Annotated in this window: 23 protein-coding genes; 10 read left to right on the forward strand and 13 right to left on the reverse strand. The window is 70.0% G+C overall.

What is annotated here, in order from left to right; translation table 11 throughout:
* Window positions 1–73 precede the first annotated feature (73 nt).
* Both ACZ7M3_RS09780 and ACZ7M3_RS09785 read right to left on the reverse strand, forming a co-directional pair.
* On the reverse strand, window positions 74–1,978 hold the full coding sequence (locus ACZ7M3_RS09780) for an AMP-dependent synthetase/ligase (protein WP_472062019.1): 1,905 nt from the start codon (window positions 1,976–1,978) through the stop codon (window positions 74–76).
* A 192-nt stretch (window positions 1,979–2,170) separates the two neighbouring features.
* Complete coding sequence (locus ACZ7M3_RS09785; protein ID WP_472062021.1) at window positions 2,171–2,593, reverse strand: ATP-binding protein; 423 nt, start codon at window positions 2,591–2,593, stop codon at window positions 2,171–2,173.
* 133 nt (window positions 2,594–2,726) lie between these two features.
* Between ACZ7M3_RS09785 and ACZ7M3_RS09790 the strand changes: the two genes are divergently transcribed.
* The 4 genes from ACZ7M3_RS09790 to ACZ7M3_RS09805 all read left to right on the forward strand — a co-directional run bounded on the left by ACZ7M3_RS09790 (window position 2,727) and on the right by ACZ7M3_RS09805 (window position 6,257).
* On the forward strand, window positions 2,727–3,590 hold the full coding sequence (locus ACZ7M3_RS09790) for a helix-turn-helix domain-containing protein (protein WP_472062023.1): 864 nt from the start codon (window positions 2,727–2,729) through the stop codon (window positions 3,588–3,590).
* Window positions 3,587–3,850: a DUF397 domain-containing protein gene (locus tag ACZ7M3_RS09795; RefSeq protein WP_472062024.1), complete on the forward strand. Its 264-nt coding sequence runs from the start codon at window positions 3,587–3,589 to the stop codon at window positions 3,848–3,850. The genes ACZ7M3_RS09790 and ACZ7M3_RS09795 overlap by 4 nt, the downstream gene beginning before the upstream one ends.
* Before the next feature lie 61 nt (window positions 3,851–3,911).
* Complete coding sequence (locus ACZ7M3_RS09800; RefSeq protein WP_472062026.1) at window positions 3,912–4,748, forward strand: MaoC family dehydratase; 837 nt, start codon at window positions 3,912–3,914, stop codon at window positions 4,746–4,748.
* A gap of 216 nt (window positions 4,749–4,964) precedes the next feature.
* The gene (locus tag ACZ7M3_RS09805; RefSeq protein ID WP_472062028.1) at window positions 4,965–6,257 is read left to right on the forward strand and encodes a DUF6716 putative glycosyltransferase; all 1,293 of its coding nucleotides are present in this window, start codon (window positions 4,965–4,967) and stop codon (window positions 6,255–6,257) included.
* A gap of 39 nt (window positions 6,258–6,296) precedes the next feature.
* Here ACZ7M3_RS09805 and ACZ7M3_RS09810 read toward each other — a convergent pair whose 3' ends face one another.
* The 8 genes from ACZ7M3_RS09810 to ACZ7M3_RS09845 all read right to left on the reverse strand — a co-directional run bounded on the left by ACZ7M3_RS09810 (window position 6,297) and on the right by ACZ7M3_RS09845 (window position 13,124).
* Entirely contained in the window at window positions 6,297–6,971 is a 675-nt protein-coding gene (locus ACZ7M3_RS09810) for a TetR/AcrR family transcriptional regulator (RefSeq protein ID WP_472062030.1), read from the reverse strand.
* A gap of 42 nt (window positions 6,972–7,013) precedes the next feature.
* Window positions 7,014–7,319, reverse strand: coding sequence for a DUF4229 domain-containing protein (locus ACZ7M3_RS09815; RefSeq protein WP_355620746.1), 306 nt, complete (start codon window positions 7,317–7,319; stop codon window positions 7,014–7,016).
* Between the two features lie 94 nt (window positions 7,320–7,413).
* Window positions 7,414–7,953 carry a GNAT family N-acetyltransferase gene (locus ACZ7M3_RS09820; RefSeq protein ID WP_472062032.1) on the reverse strand — a complete coding sequence of 180 codons (540 nt, stop codon included), beginning with the start codon at window positions 7,951–7,953 and terminating at the stop codon, window positions 7,414–7,416.
* A 181-nt stretch (window positions 7,954–8,134) separates the two neighbouring features.
* Complete coding sequence (gene mqnE / locus ACZ7M3_RS09825) at window positions 8,135–9,298, reverse strand: aminofutalosine synthase MqnE (protein WP_472062034.1); 1,164 nt, start codon at window positions 9,296–9,298, stop codon at window positions 8,135–8,137.
* Window positions 9,299–9,384: 86 nt separating this feature from the next.
* Window positions 9,385–9,840, reverse strand: coding sequence for an Lrp/AsnC family transcriptional regulator (locus ACZ7M3_RS09830; protein ID WP_054232130.1), 456 nt, complete (start codon window positions 9,838–9,840; stop codon window positions 9,385–9,387).
* 138 nt (window positions 9,841–9,978) lie between these two features.
* Window positions 9,979–10,653 carry a UbiX family flavin prenyltransferase gene (locus ACZ7M3_RS09835; protein ID WP_472062036.1) on the reverse strand — a complete coding sequence of 225 codons (675 nt, stop codon included), beginning with the start codon at window positions 10,651–10,653 and terminating at the stop codon, window positions 9,979–9,981.
* A gap of 31 nt (window positions 10,654–10,684) precedes the next feature.
* Window positions 10,685–11,590 carry a menaquinone biosynthesis prenyltransferase MqnP gene (mqnP, locus tag ACZ7M3_RS09840; RefSeq protein ID WP_060896634.1) on the reverse strand — a complete coding sequence of 302 codons (906 nt, stop codon included), beginning with the start codon at window positions 11,588–11,590 and terminating at the stop codon, window positions 10,685–10,687.
* Window positions 11,591–11,666: 76 nt separating this feature from the next.
* Complete coding sequence (locus ACZ7M3_RS09845) at window positions 11,667–13,124, reverse strand: menaquinone biosynthesis decarboxylase (RefSeq protein WP_355303100.1); 1,458 nt, start codon at window positions 13,122–13,124, stop codon at window positions 11,667–11,669.
* 507 nt (window positions 13,125–13,631) lie between these two features.
* Between ACZ7M3_RS09845 and ACZ7M3_RS09850 the strand changes: the two genes are divergently transcribed.
* Window positions 13,632–14,039 (forward strand): PLD nuclease N-terminal domain-containing protein, encoded by a 408-nt coding sequence (locus ACZ7M3_RS09850; protein WP_351302216.1) that lies wholly within the window; start codon window positions 13,632–13,634, stop codon window positions 14,037–14,039.
* A 53-nt stretch (window positions 14,040–14,092) separates the two neighbouring features.
* Here ACZ7M3_RS09850 and ACZ7M3_RS09855 read toward each other — a convergent pair whose 3' ends face one another.
* Together ACZ7M3_RS09855 and ACZ7M3_RS09860 are read right to left on the reverse strand one after the other, a co-directional pair.
* Window positions 14,093–14,695, reverse strand: coding sequence for a hypothetical protein (locus tag ACZ7M3_RS09855; protein ID WP_472062039.1), 603 nt, complete (start codon window positions 14,693–14,695; stop codon window positions 14,093–14,095).
* A gap of 43 nt (window positions 14,696–14,738) precedes the next feature.
* A complete protein-coding gene (locus tag ACZ7M3_RS09860; RefSeq protein WP_472062041.1) occupies window positions 14,739–15,074 on the reverse strand; it encodes an ArsR/SmtB family transcription factor in 336 nt (111 codons plus the stop codon).
* A gap of 117 nt (window positions 15,075–15,191) precedes the next feature.
* On the opposite strand from ACZ7M3_RS09860, the gene ACZ7M3_RS09865 reads away from it, so the two are divergent.
* A complete protein-coding gene (locus ACZ7M3_RS09865; protein ID WP_472062043.1) occupies window positions 15,192–16,205 on the forward strand; it encodes a quinone oxidoreductase family protein in 1,014 nt (337 codons plus the stop codon).
* Between the two features lie 130 nt (window positions 16,206–16,335).
* Here the strand turns inward: ACZ7M3_RS09865 and ACZ7M3_RS09870 are convergent, their stop codons facing one another.
* On the reverse strand, window positions 16,336–16,485 hold the full coding sequence (locus ACZ7M3_RS09870) for a hypothetical protein (RefSeq protein ID WP_472062045.1): 150 nt from the start codon (window positions 16,483–16,485) through the stop codon (window positions 16,336–16,338).
* 149 nt (window positions 16,486–16,634) lie between these two features.
* Between ACZ7M3_RS09870 and ACZ7M3_RS09875 the strand changes: the two genes are divergently transcribed.
* From ACZ7M3_RS09875 to ACZ7M3_RS09890, 4 genes are all read left to right on the forward strand, one after another.
* Window positions 16,635–17,255 carry a DUF6232 family protein gene (locus tag ACZ7M3_RS09875; RefSeq protein ID WP_472062046.1) on the forward strand — a complete coding sequence of 207 codons (621 nt, stop codon included), beginning with the start codon at window positions 16,635–16,637 and terminating at the stop codon, window positions 17,253–17,255.
* The gene (locus ACZ7M3_RS09880) at window positions 17,252–17,611 is read left to right on the forward strand and encodes a hypothetical protein (RefSeq protein WP_472062048.1); all 360 of its coding nucleotides are present in this window, start codon (window positions 17,252–17,254) and stop codon (window positions 17,609–17,611) included. The genes ACZ7M3_RS09875 and ACZ7M3_RS09880 overlap by 4 nt, the downstream gene beginning before the upstream one ends.
* A 139-nt stretch (window positions 17,612–17,750) precedes the next feature.
* A complete protein-coding gene (locus tag ACZ7M3_RS09885; protein ID WP_472062049.1) occupies window positions 17,751–18,854 on the forward strand; it encodes an abortive phage infection protein in 1,104 nt (367 codons plus the stop codon).
* A gap of 187 nt (window positions 18,855–19,041) precedes the next feature.
* The gene (locus ACZ7M3_RS09890) at window positions 19,042–19,500 is read left to right on the forward strand and encodes a nucleoside deaminase (protein ID WP_472062051.1); all 459 of its coding nucleotides are present in this window, start codon (window positions 19,042–19,044) and stop codon (window positions 19,498–19,500) included.
* Window positions 19,501–19,539: the final 39 nt, after the last annotated feature.

Raw genomic sequence — 19,539 nt, forward strand, 5'->3', positions numbered from 1 at the left:
TCGCAGTACCCAAGGAGCCCCGCGCCAGCCGGTCGCGGGGCTCCTGCCTTGTCCGGATCGGTCCGGAGCGGCCCTACCGCACGTACAGCTCCTCGATCTCCTTGCCGAAGTCACGCTCGATCGCCGCCCGCTTCAGCTTCAGGGTGGGGGTCACGTGACCCGCCAGTTCCGTGAAGTCTCCCGGGAGGACGGCGAAGCGACGGATGGACTCGGGGCGGGAGACGAGTTTGTTGGCCTCGTCGATCGCGCGCTGGAGGATGACGTTCAGCTCCGGGTCGTCCATGAGGAGCTCCGGCGGGACCGGGTGCTTGCCGATCATCTGGCGCCAGTGGGTGACGCCGTCCTGGTCGAGGGTGATGAGGGCGGTGACGTAGGGGCGGCGGTCGCCGAGGACCATGCACTGGGCGATCAGCGGATGCGAGCGGAGCCAGTTCTCCAGGGGCGCGGGAGCCACGCTCTTGCCGCCCGCGGTGATCAGGATCTCCTTCTTGCGGCCGGTGATGGTGAGGTAGCCCCCGTCGTCCAGTTCGCCGATGTCACCGGTCGCGAACCAGCCGTCCGGCGCCGCGTCGACGACGCCGCCCGCGTTCGGGTCCCAGTAGCCGCGGAGGATCTGTTCGCCGCCCAGCAGGATCTCACCGTCCCCGGCTATCCGTACCCGGGTGCCCGGCAGCGGCCAGCCCACCGTGCCCAGTCGGGGTTTGAGCGGGGGCGTGACGGTCGCGGCGGCGGTGGTCTCCGTCAGGCCGTACCCCTCGAAGATCTCGATGCCGGCACCGGCGTAGAACGCGGCGAGACGGCGGCCCAGCGGGGAGCCGCCGCAGATCGTGTAGCGGACCTTGCCGCCCAGCGCGTTGCGGATCCGGCGGTAGACCAGGGGGTCGTAGAGGGCGCGGGCGGCGCGCAGGGAGCGCGAGGGACCCGGCCCGGTGCCGTGCTGCTTGGCCTCGACCGCCTCGCCGTAGCTGCACGCGATGCGCGCGGCGCGGTCGAAGGAGGACCCGCGGCCCATCTTCTCGGCCGTGGCCCGGCCGGTGTTGAACACCTTCTCCAGGACATAAGGGATGGCCAGCAGGAAGGTGGGGCGGAAGCTCGCCAGGTCCGCGAGCAGGTCCTCGGTACTCAGGCTCGGCGCATGGCCCAGGCGCACCCGGGCGCGCAGACAGGCGACCGCGACCATCCGCCCGAAGACATGGGAGAGGGGGAGGAAGAGGAGCATCGACGCGGCGTCCGAGGTCTTCGCCTTGAAGATCGGGTAGAGCAGTTCGATCGCGTTGTCGATCTCGGCGAAGAAGTTGCCGTGGGTGAGTACGCAGCCCTTGGGGCGGCCGGTGGTGCCCGAGGTGTAGATGAGGGTGGCGAGGGTGTCGGGACCGAGCACCCCACGGCGCACGGCGACCTCCTGGTCCGGGATGTCCCGGCCCAGCTCGGCCAGCCGCTCCAGGTGCCCCTTCTCGAAGACCCACATGTGCCGCAGGTCGGGGAACCGGTCGCGTTCCGGGCCGAGCGCGGACGCCTGCGCCACCGTCTCCGTGGCGAGGGCGACGGCTCCCGAGTCCTGAAGGATCCAGCGGACCTGGAAGACGGAGGAGGTGGGGTAGACGGGGACGGTGACCAGGCCCGCCGCCCAGGCCGCGAAGTCCAGGAGCGTCCACTCGTACGTCGTCCGCGCCATGATCGCGATGCGGTCGCCGGGCGCCAGGCCCTCGGCGATCAGGCCCTTCGCCACCGCCAGCACCTGCGCGGCGAACTCGGTGGCGGTCACGTCCTCCCAGGCGCCGTCGGCGTTCTTCCTGCTGAGGACCGCCGCGTTCGGGGCCACGGTCGCGTTGTCGAACGGGATGTCCGCGAGCGAGCCGTGGGTCACCTGGCCGACGAGGGGTGGCACGGACACCTCGCGCACCACTCCGTCCAGCCGCCTGATCTCGGGCTCCACGAGGGAGGGCGGGGAGTCGTACGGGCTGGGCTGGGTGGACATGGAGTGGCTCCTTGGCTACCAGGACCCGGTCGGTATGAGGCGGGTTGGGGGCGCAAAGCCTCATACGTGCCTGGGGCGTGGGGGGTTCATGCGAGTTTCAACAAGGCAGGGGTGACCGGGATCGTACGGGGCGAGAGTGTGGGGTTTGTGGGTGTTCAAGGCGGGCGAAGTGCGAGTTACCCGGGGTAAATCTTAATTCTTCAGCGGAAGTTCGGCCCATACCGTCTTGCCGACCAGCCGGTGCGCGACGCCCCATACGGTGGCGAGCACGGCCACGACGACCAGACCCCGCCCTCCCTCACCGTCCACCTCCCTCGCGCCGAACCGCAGATGCCGGTCACCGCGCGTGTCACTCACCTCGATGCGCAGCGTGCCCGCCGGGAGGCGCAGCAGACGGAGTTCGAAGTCGCGTCCGGGTACGCGGCCGTGCGTGACCGCGTTGGCGGCGAGTTCGGCCACGACGTGCTGCGCGGTGTCGTTCACGTCGCTGTCGTGCGGGTATCCCCACTCGGCCAGTTGGTGTGCGGTGAGGTGACGGGCCAGTCGGGCGCCGCGCGGGGTGGAGCTGAGGCGCTGGCTCAGTTCGTCGGTGGGGGTGGAGATTCGAGAGTTCACCTCACCGAGCGTGGTCGGCTCGTCCTACGCTGACCAGGAGTGACCCGGCGACGCTGCGTAGCCGTACGGGTGCGGTGCGCGGGGTGTGCGGGTTGTCGGCCATGGCGGTGAACGTGTGGAGGCGGTGGCGTACGTGACGGAAGAGACCGACCGGAGGCCGGAGACACCGGCGGAGGCCGAGGGAACGACGGGCTTGTTCACCGCACTCGGCAAGATGCTGAAGCTGCTGCGTGAGCGGGCGGGGCTGACGCAGAAGGAGTTCGGGCAGACGGTGGGGTACGGGCCCGACGCGATCTCCGCCATGGAGCGGGGCGTACGGGTGACTCGGCCCGAGCTGCTGGAGAAGGCGGACGAACTCCTCGACGCCGGGGGCCTGTTGAAGCAGGCGATCCCCGAGGTCAGGGAGGCGATGAAGAAGGCGCGGACGCGTCATCCGGAGTGGTATCGGGGGTACGCCGGGATGGAGGCGGAGGCTGTCGAGCTGCACCACTACTGCAACCACGCGATGCATGGGCTTCTCCAGACCGAGGATCACGCCCGAGCCGTGTTCAGCAAACGGCGCCCGTTCCTCAGCGAGGAGACCATTGAGAAGCGGATCGCCGACAGGCTCTCCCGCCAACAGGTGTTCGACCGTTGGCCGCCGCCCGTTGTGAGTTACGTACTCGAAGAGGTCGTACTCGACCGGCCGATCGGTGGCGGGCACGTCCACAAGGAGCAGCTGCAGCGGCTGTTACTCGTCGGCAGCATGCGGAACGTCGAGATCCAGGTGATGCCGACCCACCGGGAGGAACACCCCAACCTGGACAGCGCGTTCAACATGCTGGTCCCCAAGGGGCACGGGCAGGTGGCGTACACGGAGGCCCAGGGGTACCCCCAGTTGATCACCGATCAAGAAGAGGTCCGAAAGATCGCCGACCGCTATGGTTTTATGCGCGCACTGGCGCTCAACCCCATGGAGTCCCGGGCCCGGATCGAAGAGAAGCTGGAGAAGCTGTGAGCACCGAGAAACTCAACTGGTTCAAGTCCAGCTACAGCAGCGGCGAAGGCGGCGACTGCCTCGAAGCCGCCTACACCTGGCGCAAGTCGAGCTACAGCGACGGCGAGGGAGGTCAGTGCCTCGAAGTCGCTGTCACCCCCCACACCATCCACCTCCGCGACTCCAAGAACCCCACCGGCCCCCACCTCACCCTCTCCCCCACCACCTGGTCCGCCTTCCTCACCGCGGCGGTTGCCGAGGACCATCTGATCGGCCATTAACGTGGCCTTACCGTGGGTAACCTGACTCTGGAGTAAATACACCCGAGCCGGGAGTTGGACCATGGCCGACCGCTACCTGACCCCTCTCCTCGCCCGAGGCGCCCTCTTCTCCCCCTTCAAGCGGCAGCCCCGCCCGGACGCCACCGTCCCCCCGACCCGCCTGGTCCTCCCGGACGTCCGTATCGATCTCGCCCGGCTCTCCACGTACGAACGGATCTGCGGGTTCGCCACGGGGGCGGACGCGCTGCCGGTGACGTATCCGCACGTTCTCGGGTTCCCGCTCGCCCTGCGGATCATGGCGAGCCGCTCGTTCCCGCTGCCGCTGCTGGGGCTCGTCCACACCTCGATCGAGATCACCCAGCGGCAGGCGCTGGCCGCCACCGACAGATACGAACTCGGTGTGCGTGTCGCGGGGTTGGAACCTCATCGCCGTGGGACGCAGGCCTCGGTCGTGACCGAGGCGAGCGTCGACGGCGAGGTGGTGTGGGAGTCGAGGAGTGTCTATCTCGCGCGGCACCGGACGACCGGGGAGCCGACGGCCACGCCCCCGCGGGACTCCGACGGCGGCGAACCGCTTCCCGTCCGTGCCGAGTGGCGGCTCGGCGGTGACGTCGGGCGTCGGTACGGCGCCGCCTCGGGAGACCGCAACCCCATCCATCTGCACCCCCTCACCGCCCGCCTCTTCGGCTTCCCGCGTGCCATCGCGCACGGCATGTGGACCGTCGCCCGCTGCCTGGCCGAGCACGGGCCGCAACAAGCGGTGGGAGTGCGGGCCGAGTTCAGGGCGCCGGTACTGCTGCCCGGGACGGTGACGTACGCCGCACGGGGTTCCTCGTTCGAGCTCCGCACGGGCGACCGGATCCATCTGACCGGTGACGTACGGCCGCTCCACGCGTGAAAGGCGTGAACTTCGGGCGAACACCGCATGGCGGAATGGCTCGCCCCGGACGCCCGTCGCCATCAACTCCCGGGTCACAAGGTCATGTTGAGATAGGTCTCACAGTGCACACCCAGTGACCCCAGCTGCCTTCAAGCAGCCCCTCATCCCACCCTCAGACACCCTTCCTAGCCTCGGTCCACTCCCCCGACCGCCGCCAGGAAGGGCTCCTGAACCGTGTCCCCCAGACGTATCGCCGTACTCGCCGACTCCGACACCCGCTGGAAGTGGGGCGCGTCCGTCGCCCGGCAGATCGCTCCCGAGCACGCCCTCGACGCGGTCTTCCTGCGCACCCGGGCCACCCCGACGGAGCGGCAGCTGACGGAGATCGGGATCGTGCCGGACACCCGGCGTGAGGTCACGGCGGCCGAACTGGTCGACGACGAGGAGCTCGCCGCGGCCGACGTGGTCGTCCTGGCCACCGTGGGCGGTACGACACTCGCGCTCACCCACAGCCTCGGGATCGCGTGGGAGGGGCGGGAGCGGCGGCCGGTCACGGTCACGGGGTATGTCGGGGTCGTGTACGAGAAGATGGTCGACGGGCTGATGACCCGGGCCGGCACCGATCTCGTACTCGCCAACAGCGCGTACGACGCGGACCGTTTCCGTTCCGCGTTCGCGAGTGTCGGAGTCGATCCGGACTCGGTGGTCGAGTGCGCGCTGCCCTTCCTCGGCGGCGAGCCGTACGTGCCGTCCACGGAACGGCCCTTCACACTCACCTTCGCCGTCCAGCCGTCGGTGCCCAAGGGCCGGGAGTCCCGGCTCAAGCTGCTGGAGCGGGCGGCGGCCCACGCGCGACGGCATCCCGACCGACAGGTGCTGATAAAACTGCGCAGCCTCCCGGGCGAACACACCACGCACGTCGAGGCCGATCCGTACCAGGTGCTCGTCGAGAAGCTGACCGAGCCGGCCCCGGCCAACCTGCGGCTGGTCTACGGCAACATGGGCGAAGTCCTGGACCGCACCGACCTGTTGGTGACGGTCAGCTCGACGGCCGCCCTGGAGTCGATGCACCGCGGCATCCCAACCGCGATCCTCACCGACTTCGGTGTCCGCGAGGCGCACGGCAACCACTATTTCGTACACTCCGGCTGCCTCGCGTCCTGGGACGACCTGGACGCGGGTGCGTTGCCCCGCGTCGACCCGGTGTGGGCGGCACGGCAGGGCATCGGCAAGAGCGATCCGTACGGAGCCGCCCGCGCGCGGGTCGCCGCGCTGGGCGCGGCAGGACGGCTGCCCGCGCTGCGGCCGTACTACTCGCCGCAGCGCGCGGGGGCGTATCTCGACGGCATCCTGGAGCGCAACGGTCTCGACGAGAAGGGCAGGCCGCTGGCCCTCGCGCCGAGCGGGGACGGCGCGAGCCCGCTGCGGGCGGTCGTCCGCCGGGCCGCGCGCAGCGGCGCCAAGTCCCTCTACCGCGTGGGCCGCGAGAAGGTCGCCCCCACCTTGCGCCGCTGGGGGCAGAACTGACCCCGACCGACGCGGAGAGAACCCCGTGTCGGTCGGGTGTCAGACCTCTGCGGCGGGCTGGGGCGGGATCCCCGTGGCGGGCGGGGACCACGGGCGGTCCTGCATGAGGTTGCCGAGGCCCGCCCAGGCGAAGTTCATCAGGGTCGCCGCGGCCTGCTTCGCGGAGACGCCCGGCGTGGCGTTGGCCCAGGCGGCGAGGGACTCGGCGGCGCCGACGAGGGCCTCGGCGAGTCCGGCGACCTCCCGTTCGGGCAGCGACGGATCACGGTGTGCATCGCGCGCGGCGACCACGATCAGCTGGGTGACGAACGCGACGAGTTCCTCGCGCATCGCCGCGACCTCGGACGCGAACGGCTCGCCGTGCGTACGCGCCTGACGGTGCAGGACCGCCCAGCCGTCCGGATTCTCCGCCGTGTGCGTGAAGAACGCCCGCAGGCCCGCCCAGAGTTGACGGTCGGCGGGCAGGCCGGGCCGGACGCCCGCGCGTACCGCCGTGGTCAGTGCGGCCGCCTCACGGCGGATGCAGGCGGTGAAGAGGTCTTCCTTGGAATTCAGGTACAGGTACACCAACGGCTTGGACACGCCCGCCAGATCGGCGATCTCGTCCATCGAAGCGGATCGGTACCCCCGCTGCCCGAAGGTCCGCACGGCGGCGTCCAGCATCTGCTGTTCGCGTACCGCGCGCGGCATCCGCTTGTTCTTCACAGCACCCATACAGGCAAGCGTACGATCGGCCGCCGTCGGCCAGGCACAGCGTTACGAGGTCTGGCCCTGCACGCCGCCGCGGGCGGCGTCGTCCACGCCGTCCTCCTGGCTGCGGTTCTGGTCCAGGTTGGTCTTCATGCGATCCACGCGCGCGACAACCTGGGCGGAGGCGCGGTCGCGCTCCTTGCGCAGCACGACGAAACTGATGGGCGCGGAGATCACCAGCGCGAGCAGGACGATCCACATGTAGTTGGAGTCACCCAGGCCGCGCGGGGCGATGCCCAGGTAGACGAGGCCCCAGACGACCACGAGGCAGCCGGCGAAGACGCCGAGGCGCATCAGTGTGTAGCGGCCCATGTCAATCCACTCTTCCGTTCCGAACCGTTTCGAACGTTCCCAAAGGGCACCGTCCAGTGAAGCACGCCCGGCGTTCCCGGCGCGCAGGGGGGCCTCAGTCGATGCGCGGGAGAGGCAGCAGCATCGTGATCTCGTCTCGGTCGTCGCCTGGCGCGACACGCAGCGCGTCGGGCGCCCGGCCGATCTCCTTGTAGCCGCAGGAGGCGTAGAAGCGTTCCAGTCCCTCCCCGCCCCGGCAGGTGAGGCGGAGTCCCTCCAGGCCGAGCGCGCGGGCCTGGTCCTCGGCCTCGCGGAGCAGGTCGGCGCCGTAACCGCGGCCCTGGAGGGCCGGGTCGACCATGACGGTGTACAGCCAGGCCCAGTGGCGCATGAGGGGGTGGTCGTTGAAGGCGAGGAACGCGGTGGCGGCGAGCCGGCCGTCGGTGGTGAATCCGGCGAGGAGCCGGGTGCGGCCCTCGGCTATCGCGGTGAGGTGGGCCTGGGCGCGGGGGCCTATGTCGACGGCGGTCACCGGCGGCACGAAGCCGACCGCACCGCCCGCGTTGGTGACATCCGTCCAGAGGGTGAGCAGCTGGTCGGGCAGGGGGTGGGGCGGTTTCGCGTCACGGGTGAACAGGGTGAAGGTCAGTGGCACGGCCACCGAGCGTAGAACACCGAGGTCGGAGTGGACCAACTGCGGATGTCACCCGCCCACGCCGGGTTGAACTTCCGGAACACGACGGCGGAGTCGTCGCACGAAGCGACATGCCGGCCCCCTCCGCGAGGAGGGAACCGGCACAGGGACCGTCATGGGCGTACGACCGGACCGCGGAGCGTCAGACGCGCATCGGCTGCGGCGACTCGCGGCGCGCCGGGTCCGGACCGTCGTACTCGCGGATGATCTCGTAGCGGGTGTTGCGCTCGACCGGCCGGAAGCCCGCGTCGCGGATCAGGTCGAGCAGGTCCTCGCGGGTCAGCTTGTTCGGCGTGCCGTAGTTGTCCGCGTCGTGCGTGATCTTGTACTCGACGACCGAACCGTCCATGTCGTCGGCACCGTGCTGGAGGGCGAGCTGCGCGGTCTGCACGCCGTGCATCACCCAGAAGACCTTGACGTGCGGCACGTTGTCGAAGAGGAGACGGGAGACCGCGAAGGTCTTCAGGGCCTCGGCGCCGGTCGCCATCTGGGTGCGCGCCTGGAGCCGGTTGCGGACCTTGCCGTCCTTCATGTCCACGAAGTCGTGCTGGTAGCGCAGCGGGATGAAGACCTGGAAGCCGCCGGTCTCGTCCTGGAGCTCACGGAGCCTGAGGACGTGGTCGACGCGGTGGCGGGGCTCCTCGATGTGCCCGTACAGCATCGTGCACGGGGTCTTCAGACCCTTCTCGTGCGCGAGCCGGTGGATGCGCGACCAGTCCTCCCAGTGCGTGCGGTGGTCCACGATGTGCTGGCGGACCTCCCAGTCGAAGATCTCCGCGCCGCCGCCGGTGAGGGACTCGAGACCCGCCTCGATCAGCTCGTCGAGGATCTCCGACGCCGACAGCCCGGAGATCGTCTCGAAGTGGTGGATCTCCGTCGCCGTGAAGGCCTTCAGGGAGACGTTCGGGAGGGCCTTCTTCAGCTCGCTCAGCGACCGCGGGTAGTAGCGCCACGGCAGGTTCGGGTGCAGGCCGTTGACGATGTGCAGCTCGGTGAGGTTGTCGTTCTCCATCGCCTTGGCGAGGCGGACGGCCTCCTCGATGCGCATCGTGTACGCGTCCTTCTCGCCCGGCTTGCGCTGGAACGAGCAGTACGCGCAGGACGCGGTGCACACGTTCGTCATGTTGAGGTGGCGGTTGACGTTGAAGTGGACGACGTCGCCGTTCCTGCGCGTGCGCACCTCGTGGGCGAGCCCGCCCAGCCAAGCCAGGTCGTCCGACTCGTACAGCGCGATGCCGTCCTCGCGGGTCAGCCGCTCACCGGCTCGAACCTTCTGCTCCAGCTCGCGCTTGAGCCCGACATCCATGCCTCTACCTCTTCCTCAGACAGCCTTCGCAAACCGTACTCCCCCACCCTGCGGGCGGGAGGGGCCCCCATCAGGCACGTCGTGCCCTAGCCCTCTTCGGGCAGCTCTCCGACCCGGTTCTCCCACTTCGTGGAGAGCACGATCGTCGTACGGGTCCGGGAGACGCCCTTCGTCCCCGAGAGCCGTCGGATGGTCTTCTCCAGCCCGTCGACATCACTCGCCCGCACCTTGAGCATGAACGAGTCGTCGCCCGCGATGAACCAGCAGTCCTCGATCTCGCCGAGGTCCCGCATCCGCCGGGCCACGTCCTCGTGGTCCGCGGCGTCGGAGAGCGAGATGCCGATCAGGGCGGTGACGCCGAGACCGAGCGAGGCGGAGTCGACGGTGGCACGGTAACCGGTGATGACCCCGGCCGCCTCCAGCCGGTTGATGCGGTCGGTGACGCTGGGTCCCGACAGACCGACGAGGCGCCCCAGCTCCGCGTAGGAGGCCCGGCCGTTCTCTCTCAGGGCCTGGATGAGCTGCCTGTCCACCGCGTCCATGCGATCGCTAGCCTTCCGCTGAAGTGTGTGAGTCGTGAGTGGTGCGATGTTGCTCAGTGGTGCTCGGGTCGTGCGTGCTCGGGTCGTACGTGCTCGGGTCGTACGTGCTTCGCTTCACAGGTGCTCGGTCGTGGCCGCTCAGGTCGCTCGGGAACCGCCGCCGAGTTCGCCCTCCCACCGGCGGTACAGCTCGTGTTCGACGCCCGCCGCGTCCAGCACCCGCCCGGCGACGAAGTCCACCAGGTCCTGGATGTGGGTGGCCCCCGCGTAGAACGCCGGCGAGGCGGGCAGCACGGTGGCGCCCGCGTCGTCCAGGGAGACCAGATGACGCAGCGTCTGCCCGTTCAACGGGGTCTCGCGGACGGCGACGACGAGCTTGCGCCCCTCCTTGAGGGTCACACTCGCCGCGCGCTGCAGCAGATCCTTCGACAGCCCCAGGGCGACTCCGGCCACGCAGGCCGTCGAGGCCGGCACGATCAGCATGCCCTTCGAGGGGTACGAGCCCGAGGACGGCCCCGCCGCCAGGTCACCGGCGCTCCAGTGCCGTACGTCCTCGATGGGCACGTCGAAGGTGCCGGGCTTGCCGTCCGCGCCACGCGCCAGCCATTCCCGCAGGTCGTCCTGCCAGTGGGCGTCCCGGAAGGGGAGGCCGGTCTCGTCGAGCAGCGTGAGCCGGGAGGCGCGCGAGACCACCAGGTCGACGCTCTCCCCCGCCGCCAGGAGCGCCCGCAGCACGGAGGCGGCGTACGGCGTACCGGAGGCACCCGACACCCCCACGATCCAAGGCCGCCGCTGCGTCTGTCCTGGCTTCATGATGTCGAGGGTATCCGGCGGCTGTCGGGATTCAGACCGTGAGCCCGCGGACCAGCAGATCGAGCAGGGCACACACGAACAGGGCGATGCCGATGAATCCGTTGACTTGGAAGAACGCGCGGTTCAGACGAGACAGGTCGTGCGGCTTCACGATGGAGTGCTCGTAGAGGAACGCGCCCGCGACGATCAGCAGGCCCAGCCAGAAGAACGCGCCCGCGTCGGTGGCGACGGCGTACCAGGCGAACAGGGCGGTGGTGACGGCGTGGCAGCCGCGCGCCCCCCAGATCGCGGCGGGGATACCGAAGCGCGCCGGTACCGACATGACCCCGATCTCGCGGTCCGTGTCGACGTCCTGGCAGGCGTAGATCAGGTCGAAGCCGCCGATCCAGATCCCGACCGCGAGCCCCAGGATGACGGCGTCCCACGACCACTCGCCGGAGATCGCCAGCCAGCCGCCGATCGGGCCCATCGCCTGGGCCAGACCCAGGATGGCCTGCGGGAAGTTCGTGAACCGCTTGCCGTACGGATACACCACCATCGGGATCACCGCGATGGGGGCGAGGGCCAGGCACAGGGGGTTCAGGAGGGCCGCGGCGCCCAGGAAGAAGACCAGCGCGACCAGCGCGCCCGTCCACGCGTGCTTCACGCTCATCGCACCGGTGACCAGCTCACGGTGGGCCGTGCGCGGGTTGCGGGCGTCGATCTCGCGGTCGATGATCCGGTTCGCCGCCATCGCGAACGTGCGCAGCCCGACCATCGCGATCGTGACGAGCAGCAACCTGCCCCAGTGGATGTTCCTGTCCCACTCGAACATCGCGGTCAGCGCGGCGATGTAGGCGAAGGGCAGCGCGAAGACGGAGTGCTCGATCATGACGAGCCGGAGGAAGGCCTTGGTGCGCCCCGGCTGCTGCGGGAGCGCGGCGGATGCGCTGGTCACCGGCCGGCCGCCTGTCCGCTGTCGATCCGTCCGCTGTCGATCCGTCGGTTGTCGATCCGTCCGCTGTCGATGGACCTCACAGGCCGTACTCCTTCCAGCGGCGGTCGACCGTCGCCGCCGTCTCCGGGTCGGAGAGAACCATTTCCGGCCACCCCCCGTCCCGGGTGTAGCCCTCCTCGGGCCACTTCCTCGTCGCGTCGATGCCCGCCTTGCCGCCCCAGAACTGCTGGTAGGAGGCGTGGTCGAGATGATCGACGGGGCCTTCGACGACGGTGAGGTCGCGGGCGTAGTCGGTGTTGCCGAGGGCTCGCCACGCGACCTCGTGCAGATCGTGGACGTCGCAGTCCGAGTCCACGACCACGATGAGCTTCGTGAGGGACATCATGTGCGCCCCCCAGACGGCGTGCATCACCTTCTGGGCGTGCTTGGGGTATTTCTTGTCGATCGCGACGATCGCGCAGTTGTGGAAACCGCCGGCCTCGGGGAGGTGGTAATCCACGATGTCCGGCACGATGATCTTCAGCAGGGGGAGGAAGAAGCGCTCCGTCGCCCGTCCGAGGGGGCCGTCCTCCGTCGGGGGCCGCCCCACGACGATCGACTGGAGCAGCGGCCGCTTGCGCATGGTGACGCAGTCGATGGTCAGCGCCGGGAAGGGCTCCTGGGGCGTGTAGAACCCGGTGTGGTCGCCGAAGGGCCCCTCCGGGAGCATCTCCCCCGGCTCCAGCCACCCTTCGAGCACCACCTCCGCGTTCGCGGGCACCTGCAGCGGGACGGTCTTGCAGTCCACCATCTCGATCCGCTTGCCCTGGATGAACCCGGCGAAGAGGTACTCGTCGATGTCACCGGGCAGGGGGGCGGTGGAGGCGTATGTCACGGCGGGAGGGCACCCGAAGGCGATCGCGACCGGCAGTCGCTCTCCCCTTCTCGCCGCCACCTGGTAGTGGTTGCGGCTGTCCTTGTGGATCTGCCAGTGCATGCCGATGGTGCGCTTGTCGTGGCGCTGGAGGCGGTAGAGCCCGAGGTTGCGGATTCCGCTCTCCGGGTCCTTGGTGTGGGTGAGCCCGAGGTTGAAGAAGGAGCCGCCGTCCTGGGGCCAGGTGAAGAGTGCGGGGAGGGCGTCCAGGTCGACGTCCTCACCGCGCAGCACGACCTCCTGCACGGGCGCGTTGTCCGACTTCACCTTCTTCGGCGGTACGTGGGTCATCGCGCCGAGCTTGCCGAAGGCCTCGCGTACGCCGACGAAGCCGTGCGGGAGTTCGGGCCTGAGCAGGCCGCCGATCTTCTCGCTGATCTCGCCGTACGACTTCAGGCCGAGGGCCTTCAGCAGCCGTCGGTCGGTGCCGAAGACATTCATGGCGAGCGGCATGGCGGATCCGCGCACGTTCTCGAAGAGCAGCGCCGGTCCACCCGCCTTCTGCACCCGGTCGACGATCTCCCCGACCTCCAGATACGGGTCCACCTCGGCCTTGATGCGCTTGAGGTCGCCCTCGCGCTCCAGCGCCCTCAGCAGGGATCGAAGATCGTCGTAAGCCATGCGTCCAAGTATCGCTGAGGCCCACCCGACACCGACGTGCGCCCCACCGCCGCGGGCAGGACCACGCCTCTCGCCCCCGCCGCCCCTACCCGTCCCATCCCAGGGGCTCCGCCCCTTCCACCCCGCTGGGGGCTCCGCCCCCAGACCCCCGCATCGGCCTGAACGGCCTCGTCCTCAAACGCCGGACGGGCTGAAAGATGCGCGCCAGCGCCCTTGAGGGGCGCGGGGAACTGCGCGCCAAGCCCCCACCGGGCCCGCAGCCAAACGAACTCGGGCGGGCGGGAGATCCGGGGCGCAGCCCCGGCCCCAGGGGCGCGGGGAACTGCGCGACCAGCCCCCACCGGCCCGCGGCCGACGAACCACCGGACGCACGGGGCATCCGGGGCGTAGCCCCCTGGGCGGTGGGGGCGGGGGAAAGTGTCATACCCCCGTTGAAGTCAGCCGCTACCCTGTGCGCGTCACCGGGGCGCACCGCCCCGCCACCGTCCACTGGGGGACCGTTCCGCCATGCTCAGGTATCTGCCGTTCCTGCTGGTCCTGGCGCTGTGGATCTACGCGTTCATCGACTGCCTGAACACGCCGGAGGAAGAGGTCCGCGGCCTGCCCAAGGTGGTGTGGGTGATCGTCATCCTGCTCTTCGGAGAAGTCCTCGTCGGCCCGATCGCCTGGCTCGTCGCGGGCAAGGTCGGCCGGGGCCCGACCCGAGGCGTCACGCCCTCCGAGTGGCACCGCGACCAGCGCCCGCAGTACGTCGCCCCCGACGACAACCCCGAGTTCCTGAACTCCCTCGGCGCGGAGCCCGCCCCCTCCAAGAACGTCAAGGACGAGGCACTCCTGAAGGACTGGGAGGCCGACCTGCGGCGCCGCGAGGAGGAGCTGCGCCGACGCGAGGCCGGCGAGGAGTCCGAGAGCTGACGCCCGTACAAGGTGCGCGCTGGTGCGGCGGGCGCCCCGCGCGGGCTGAGCGGTCAGCCCGTGGTGCTCAGCAGCGAGGCCTGTTCGGCGTACCCCACCTCGATGTGCCGTGTGCCGAAGGCCTTCTCGACGAGGGGCGCGGCGGCGGTGGGGTCGTCGACGCCCACGAACACGAACCCGGCCTCGTCCACGCCGACTTCGCGCAGGTCGAAGGTGCCGTTCCAGCGGTTCATGTCCTCGGCGATCCGGTCGGCGAGGGCCTCCAGGTCGGTCCGGTTGGCATCGGTGTCGTGCAGCCGCACCGTGACGCCCTTCTCGGCGGCGCCGCAGAGGTCGGCGTCGAAGGAGGCGGACGGCATGCGGTACACGTCCGTGGCCCGGTCCTCCTCGTCGACCGACATGCCCGTGTACACGGCGGCGTAGCGGGCGGACTCCGCCATCCTGTCCACGTGGGCCAAGGTGCGGTCCAGCGGGGTGAAGTCGTCGGCGCCGCGGTCGGGAAGGCTCCCGGGCGGCCGGGTTCCGACGCAGGTGGCGGTGACGGGCGCGGTATGCGCGGGCTCGGCCTGCGCGACGGCGCTCGATCCCTGGAGCAGCGCTCCCAGCAGCACGACGGCACCGGTCACGGTGGCACCGGTGGCCGTCCGACCCCTCACGCGCTTGTTCATGCCCCTTCGACGCGGGAGGCGGCGAATCGGTTCAGTGCGCCCGGTCCTCACGCAGAACCAGGTCGAGGAGTCCGGGGAAGCGGGCCTCGAACTCCTCGCGTCGCAGGCGGTTGACGCGCTTGGGGCCCTCGTCGCGCTGCTCGACCAGGCCCGCCCCGCGCAGCACCGCGAAGTGGTGGCTGAGGGCCGCCTTGCCGACGGGCACGTCGAAGCTGCCGCAACTCCGCGTCCACTCCGCCGAGTCGGCCAACTCCCTCACGAGGGTGACGCGTACGGGGTCGGCGAGGGCGGCGAGGGCGGTCTGGACCGGAACGTCGTCGGGATGGGTGTGCTCCGGGGCGACCCGGTGACTCGCTCGTTCCGCCACGCCCGACTCCCCTCAGATCTCCGACACCTTGCCGAGTGTTCGATGAAAACCATACACTCCCGAGTGTTCGGTTTTCATTGAACAGTCGAGCGGACGAACTCTCGTGAGAGGTGTGCCATGCGCGCGGTCGAGATCCAGGAGTACGGCGGTCCCGAGGTGCTGAGGGTCGTCGAGGCGGAGGTGCCCGCGCCTGGTGCGGGGCAGGTGAGCATCGACGTGGCGTACACCGGCGTGAACTTCGCCGACCTCAAGGCGCGGGCCGACGGCTATCGGGTGCCCGCCCTGCCCTTCGTCCCCGGTCTGGAGGTCTCGGGCCGCGTCCGGGCGCTCGGCGCGGGGGTCACCGGCCTGGCCGTGGGGCAGGAGGTGGCGGCCCTGACGCAGGGCGGCGCGTACGCGGACGTCGTCGTGGCCGACGCGGTGACCGTCTTCCCGCTGCCGCCCGGCGTGGGCCTGCGCACCGGCGCGACCCTCCCCACCGTGCTGCCCACCGCGTACGCCCTGATCCACACCGTGGGCCGGCTCCAGCCCGGCGAGACGGTGCTCGTGCAGGGCGCGGCGGGCGGGGTGGGCACGGTGCTGGGGCAGTTGGCGAGCGCGGCGGGGGCCGGGGCGGTCTACGGGGTGGTGTCGAGCGCGGCGAAGGCCGAGTACGCGCGGGAGCACGGCTACGACGAGGTCTTCATCACCTCCTCCACCGCCCCCTCCTTCGCCAAGGAGGTGCGCGAGGCGACGGACGGCCGCGGGGTCGACCTGGCCCTCGACCCGGTCGGCGGCGAAACCCTCCGGGCCTCCCTCGACTCCCTCGCCCCCTTCGGCCGCCTGGTCTCCTTCGGCAACGCGAGCGGGGCGCAGCCCTGGCAGGTGGGCCAACCCGACCTCTACCCCCTGGCCCTCTCGGTCTCCGGCTTCTCCATCCTCACCCTGGCCCAGACGTCCCCGACCGAACTGCGCACCCTCACCGAACGCGCCTTCCAAACGGTGGTCGACGGGGTGGTCTCCCTGCCGGTGACGGCGGAGTTCGCCCTGCCGGACGCGGCAGAGGCACACCGTCTGATGGGGACACGAACAAGCACGGGCAAGCTGCTGCTGCGCGCCCACGACACGGACGGGGCCACCGAGCTCGCGTGACGACGAGGCATCGGGCTTGTCAGTGCGAGGTGGGCACGATGGCGGACCTCGACATCGAGGACGCGTCACTCGCCGGGGCCCTCGTCTGGTACCCCACCGCCCACACGCCGTTGGACGAACTTCCCTTGATTTAAGGGGAGTTACACCAGATCCTGGTACCGCGTACGGCCATGACCTGGACCTCGACGTCTACCGCTTCCCACCCGAGCGTGTCGCCGAGCTGCTGCGCGAGGCGGGGCTGGTGGAGGTCGCCCGCCTCGTCCGCGAGGCCGACGCCCAAGAGAAAACCCCGCAGGCGTTCATCCTGGCCCGCAACTCTCCACAACAGCACCACACTTGACCGCTGTTACTGCCTTGCAGTCACCACACGCCCGGTGGTTAATGTTCCTCACTCGGTGATCGGACACCACAACGGCCTCAGGGGGACGCATGGACACGACAGGACCGGAAGAACGGCCATGGAACACCCCGCCGAACACCCCGCCCCCGCCGCCGGTGCCACCTCTCCTACGGGGCGCCGAAGTCGACCTGCGGGTCAGCAAGCGACTGCTGTGGGTGGGCGGGGCCGCCTATCCACTGCAGAACATCGCGCGGGTCTACACGTTCACCCTGCACCCCAGGCGCATGGACGCCACCGTGCGCTTCTTCAAGAACGTCGCGATCACGCTCTCGGTCGCGTTCGCCCTGACGATCATCGGTACCGTGACAGCGCTCGGGAGTGAGAACGCGGCCGGCGGGATCCTCACGTTCGTCTGGCTCTCCACCGTGGCTGCCCTGATCTACTTCATCGGGGAGCTGATCTCCGTGTTGTCGGCACAGTCGCACTACGTCCTGGCCGTCGAAACAGCCGGCCCGTCCACGGCGGTGGTGACGAGCCCGAACCCGCAGCACCTGAACCAGCTCGTCGGCTACATCACCCACGCGATCGACAACCCCGAGGCCGAGTTCCAGGTGAAGGTGGAGAGCATCACGATCAGTCCCAAGAACTACTACTTCGGGGACAACGTCAACATGTACGGCGGCACGGGCAACGTGGGGATGGCGGCATGAGCGGCGACAACTTCTACTTCGGCGACAACGTGAACATGCACGGCGGGGTCGGCAACACCGGCATGGTCAAGAACCAGGCGGTCGCCCCCGACTCCGCGGCGGTGTCTCCCGAGCTGGAGGCCGCGGTGAGGGAACTCCTGCGGCTGGTCGAGCAGCTCCGCGGCCACGTCGCGCCCGTCAGCGCCCAAGCCATCGACGACTCCCTCCCCGCCATCAGCTCCGACGGCAGCACCCCGCCACAGGAACGGCACCGCGCGCTGCTGGCCGTCGCCGGCATCGCGACGACGGTGGGCGCCGTCGGTCAGCCGGTCATCGAGGCAGTCAACAAGATCCTCGAACTGCTGGGCGGACGATAGCGGCACCCGTCCGCCCCGTCCGCATTCCTTCGTCGGGCCTCCGCATACCTTCGGCGGACGGCCGTAGACCTTCGGCGGACGGCCGAGCGGCCCGCCGCTTCCCAGACTGGAGCCACGGCGACGGATCTGGGGAGGCGCGATGCGGGGGATCACTCGGGGGCGGTTCATGGGGATGGCCGCGGGGGTCGGGGGCGCGGTGGTACTGCCGGTCGGGCGGGCCGGGGCGACGGGCCGTCGGCCGGGGCTGACACACCGGGGTGTGGTGTACGAGGTGACGGACGGGGAGACGCCGAGCACCGGGTGGAGCCCCGGGCGCATGCGCCGCGACCTGCGCGCCATCGCGCACGACCTGCACGCCGACTCCGTCAAGGTCACCGGCGACGGCGTCGAACGGCTCACCGCCACCGCGGCCGAGGCGGCGGAGCTCGGTCTGAACGTCTGGCTGGAGCCGGCCCTGGGCGACGTACCGGAACGCGAGATCCTCGACCACCTCGCGCAGACGGGCCGGTTCGCCGAGCGGCTGCGGCGAGGGGGCGCGGGAGTGCATCTCAGCGTCGGCTGCGAGTTCGTGCTGTACGTGCCCGGGATCGTGCCCGGCGCCAACGCCCAGGAGCGCGTCGAGCATCTGCTCAAGGGCGACTTCGATCCCGTACTGATGGCACGGCGCCTGCACCGGTTCACGGCGAAGGCGGCGTCCGTGGGCAGGTCCGTCTTCCACGGGCGGCTCACGTACGCCGCCGCCCACGACGAGGACGTCGACTGGGGCCTCTTCGACCTCGTCGGTGTCGACTACTACGGCTGGTTCCGGGACCGGAACGCCTACGTCCGCGACCTCGCCGCGCTGCGGCGCTTCGGGAAGCCCGTCGCCGTCATGGAGTTCGGCTGCTGCACCTTCGAGGGCGCGCCGGAGAAGGGCGGCATGGGCTGGGACGTCGTCGACTACAAAAAGGAGCCGCCGGAAATCAAGGCGGGTCTCGTCCGCAGCGAGCGCACCCAGGCCGCGTATCTGACGGACGTGCTGTCGGTGTTCGAGTCGATGGGCCTGTACTCGGCGATGGCGTACACCTTCGTCACCCCCGACGCCCCGCACCGCCCCCGCGACCCGCGCCACGACCTCGACATGGCGAGTTACGGCATCGTGAAGACGATCGAGGACCGCCGCGGCGGATGGCACTGGGAGCCGAAGGAGTCCTTCCACGCACTGGCCCGGCAGTACGCATGGGCCCGCGCACACACCTGCTGACGGTCGGACCGGGTTCGGCGACCGTCCGGAAGGCCTCCACGGACGGGGTCGAGGGCCAGGATGTCGCGGAGGGTGAGTGCGGGCACGGGTACCTCCTTCGGGCGCTGACAGTCCGTCCGGGTGCGGCTTGCCGGGAGAGTACTTTCCGCACGTTGCCCTCGTGTTTCGGCCACAGCAGAGTGGAGTCATGGAGCGCATCGATCAGGCACGGGCACGGATGTGGTTGTCGACGGCCGTCGCGGAGGCCCGCGCCGGGCTGGCGGAGGGCGGTATCCCCATCGGCGCCGCGCTGTACGGCGCGGACGGCACGCTTCTCGGCCGCGGTCACAACCGGCGGGTCCAGGACGGCGACCCGTCCATGCACGCGGAGACGTCGGCGTTCCGTGCCGCGGGACGACAGCGTTCGTACCGCGGCACGACCATGGTGACGACTCTTTCACCGTGCTGGTACTGCTCCGGCCTGGTGCGCCAGTTCGGCATCTCGCGGGTCGTGGTGGGCGAGGCGGAGACCTTCCACGGCGGCCACGACTGGCTGGCCGAGCACGGCGTGGAGATCGTGCTCCTGGACGACCCCGAGTGCACCGCGCTGATGCGCGACTTCATCAAGGACAACCCGGCTCTGTGGAACGAGGACATTGGTGAGTAGCCCGAGCAGCCCCCGTACCCCCGGTACCCCCCGTGAGCT

The sequence above is a fragment of the Streptomyces sp. NPDC111656 genome (assembly GCF_055656965.1).

Excerpts from the sequence above, each read along its gene's own strand:
- mqnE (WP_472062034.1), bottom strand. The coding sequence starts at position 9,298 with ATGGATGTCGGGCTCAAGCGCGAGCTGGAGCAGAAGGTTCGAGCCGGT.
- ACZ7M3_RS09885 (WP_472062049.1), top strand. The coding sequence starts at position 17,751 with ATGCGGGGGATCACTCGGGGGCGGTTCATGGGGATGGCCGCGGGGGTC.
- ACZ7M3_RS09800 (WP_472062026.1), top strand. The coding sequence starts at position 3,912 with ATGGCCGACCGCTACCTGACCCCTCTCCTCGCCCGAGGCGCCCTCTTC.
- ACZ7M3_RS09780 (WP_472062019.1), bottom strand. The coding sequence starts at position 1,978 with ATGTCCACCCAGCCCAGCCCGTACGACTCCCCGCCCTCCCTCGTGGAG.
- ACZ7M3_RS09810 (WP_472062030.1), bottom strand. The coding sequence starts at position 6,971 with ATGGGTGCTGTGAAGAACAAGCGGATGCCGCGCGCGGTACGCGAACAG.
- ACZ7M3_RS09875 (WP_472062046.1), top strand. The coding sequence starts at position 16,635 with ATGGACACGACAGGACCGGAAGAACGGCCATGGAACACCCCGCCGAAC.
- ACZ7M3_RS09880 (WP_472062048.1), top strand. The coding sequence starts at position 17,252 with ATGAGCGGCGACAACTTCTACTTCGGCGACAACGTGAACATGCACGGC.
- ACZ7M3_RS09850 (WP_351302216.1), top strand. The coding sequence starts at position 13,632 with ATGCTCAGGTATCTGCCGTTCCTGCTGGTCCTGGCGCTGTGGATCTAC.
- ACZ7M3_RS09835 (WP_472062036.1), bottom strand. The coding sequence starts at position 10,653 with ATGAAGCCAGGACAGACGCAGCGGCGGCCTTGGATCGTGGGGGTGTCG.
- ACZ7M3_RS09865 (WP_472062043.1), top strand. The coding sequence starts at position 15,192 with ATGCGCGCGGTCGAGATCCAGGAGTACGGCGGTCCCGAGGTGCTGAGG.
- ACZ7M3_RS09815 (WP_355620746.1), bottom strand. The coding sequence starts at position 7,319 with ATGGGCCGCTACACACTGATGCGCCTCGGCGTCTTCGCCGGCTGCCTC.
- ACZ7M3_RS09830 (WP_054232130.1), bottom strand. The coding sequence starts at position 9,840 with ATGGACGCGGTGGACAGGCAGCTCATCCAGGCCCTGAGAGAGAACGGC.
- ACZ7M3_RS09890 (WP_472062051.1), top strand. The coding sequence starts at position 19,042 with ATGGAGCGCATCGATCAGGCACGGGCACGGATGTGGTTGTCGACGGCC.
- ACZ7M3_RS09845 (WP_355303100.1), bottom strand. The coding sequence starts at position 13,124 with ATGGCTTACGACGATCTTCGATCCCTGCTGAGGGCGCTGGAGCGCGAG.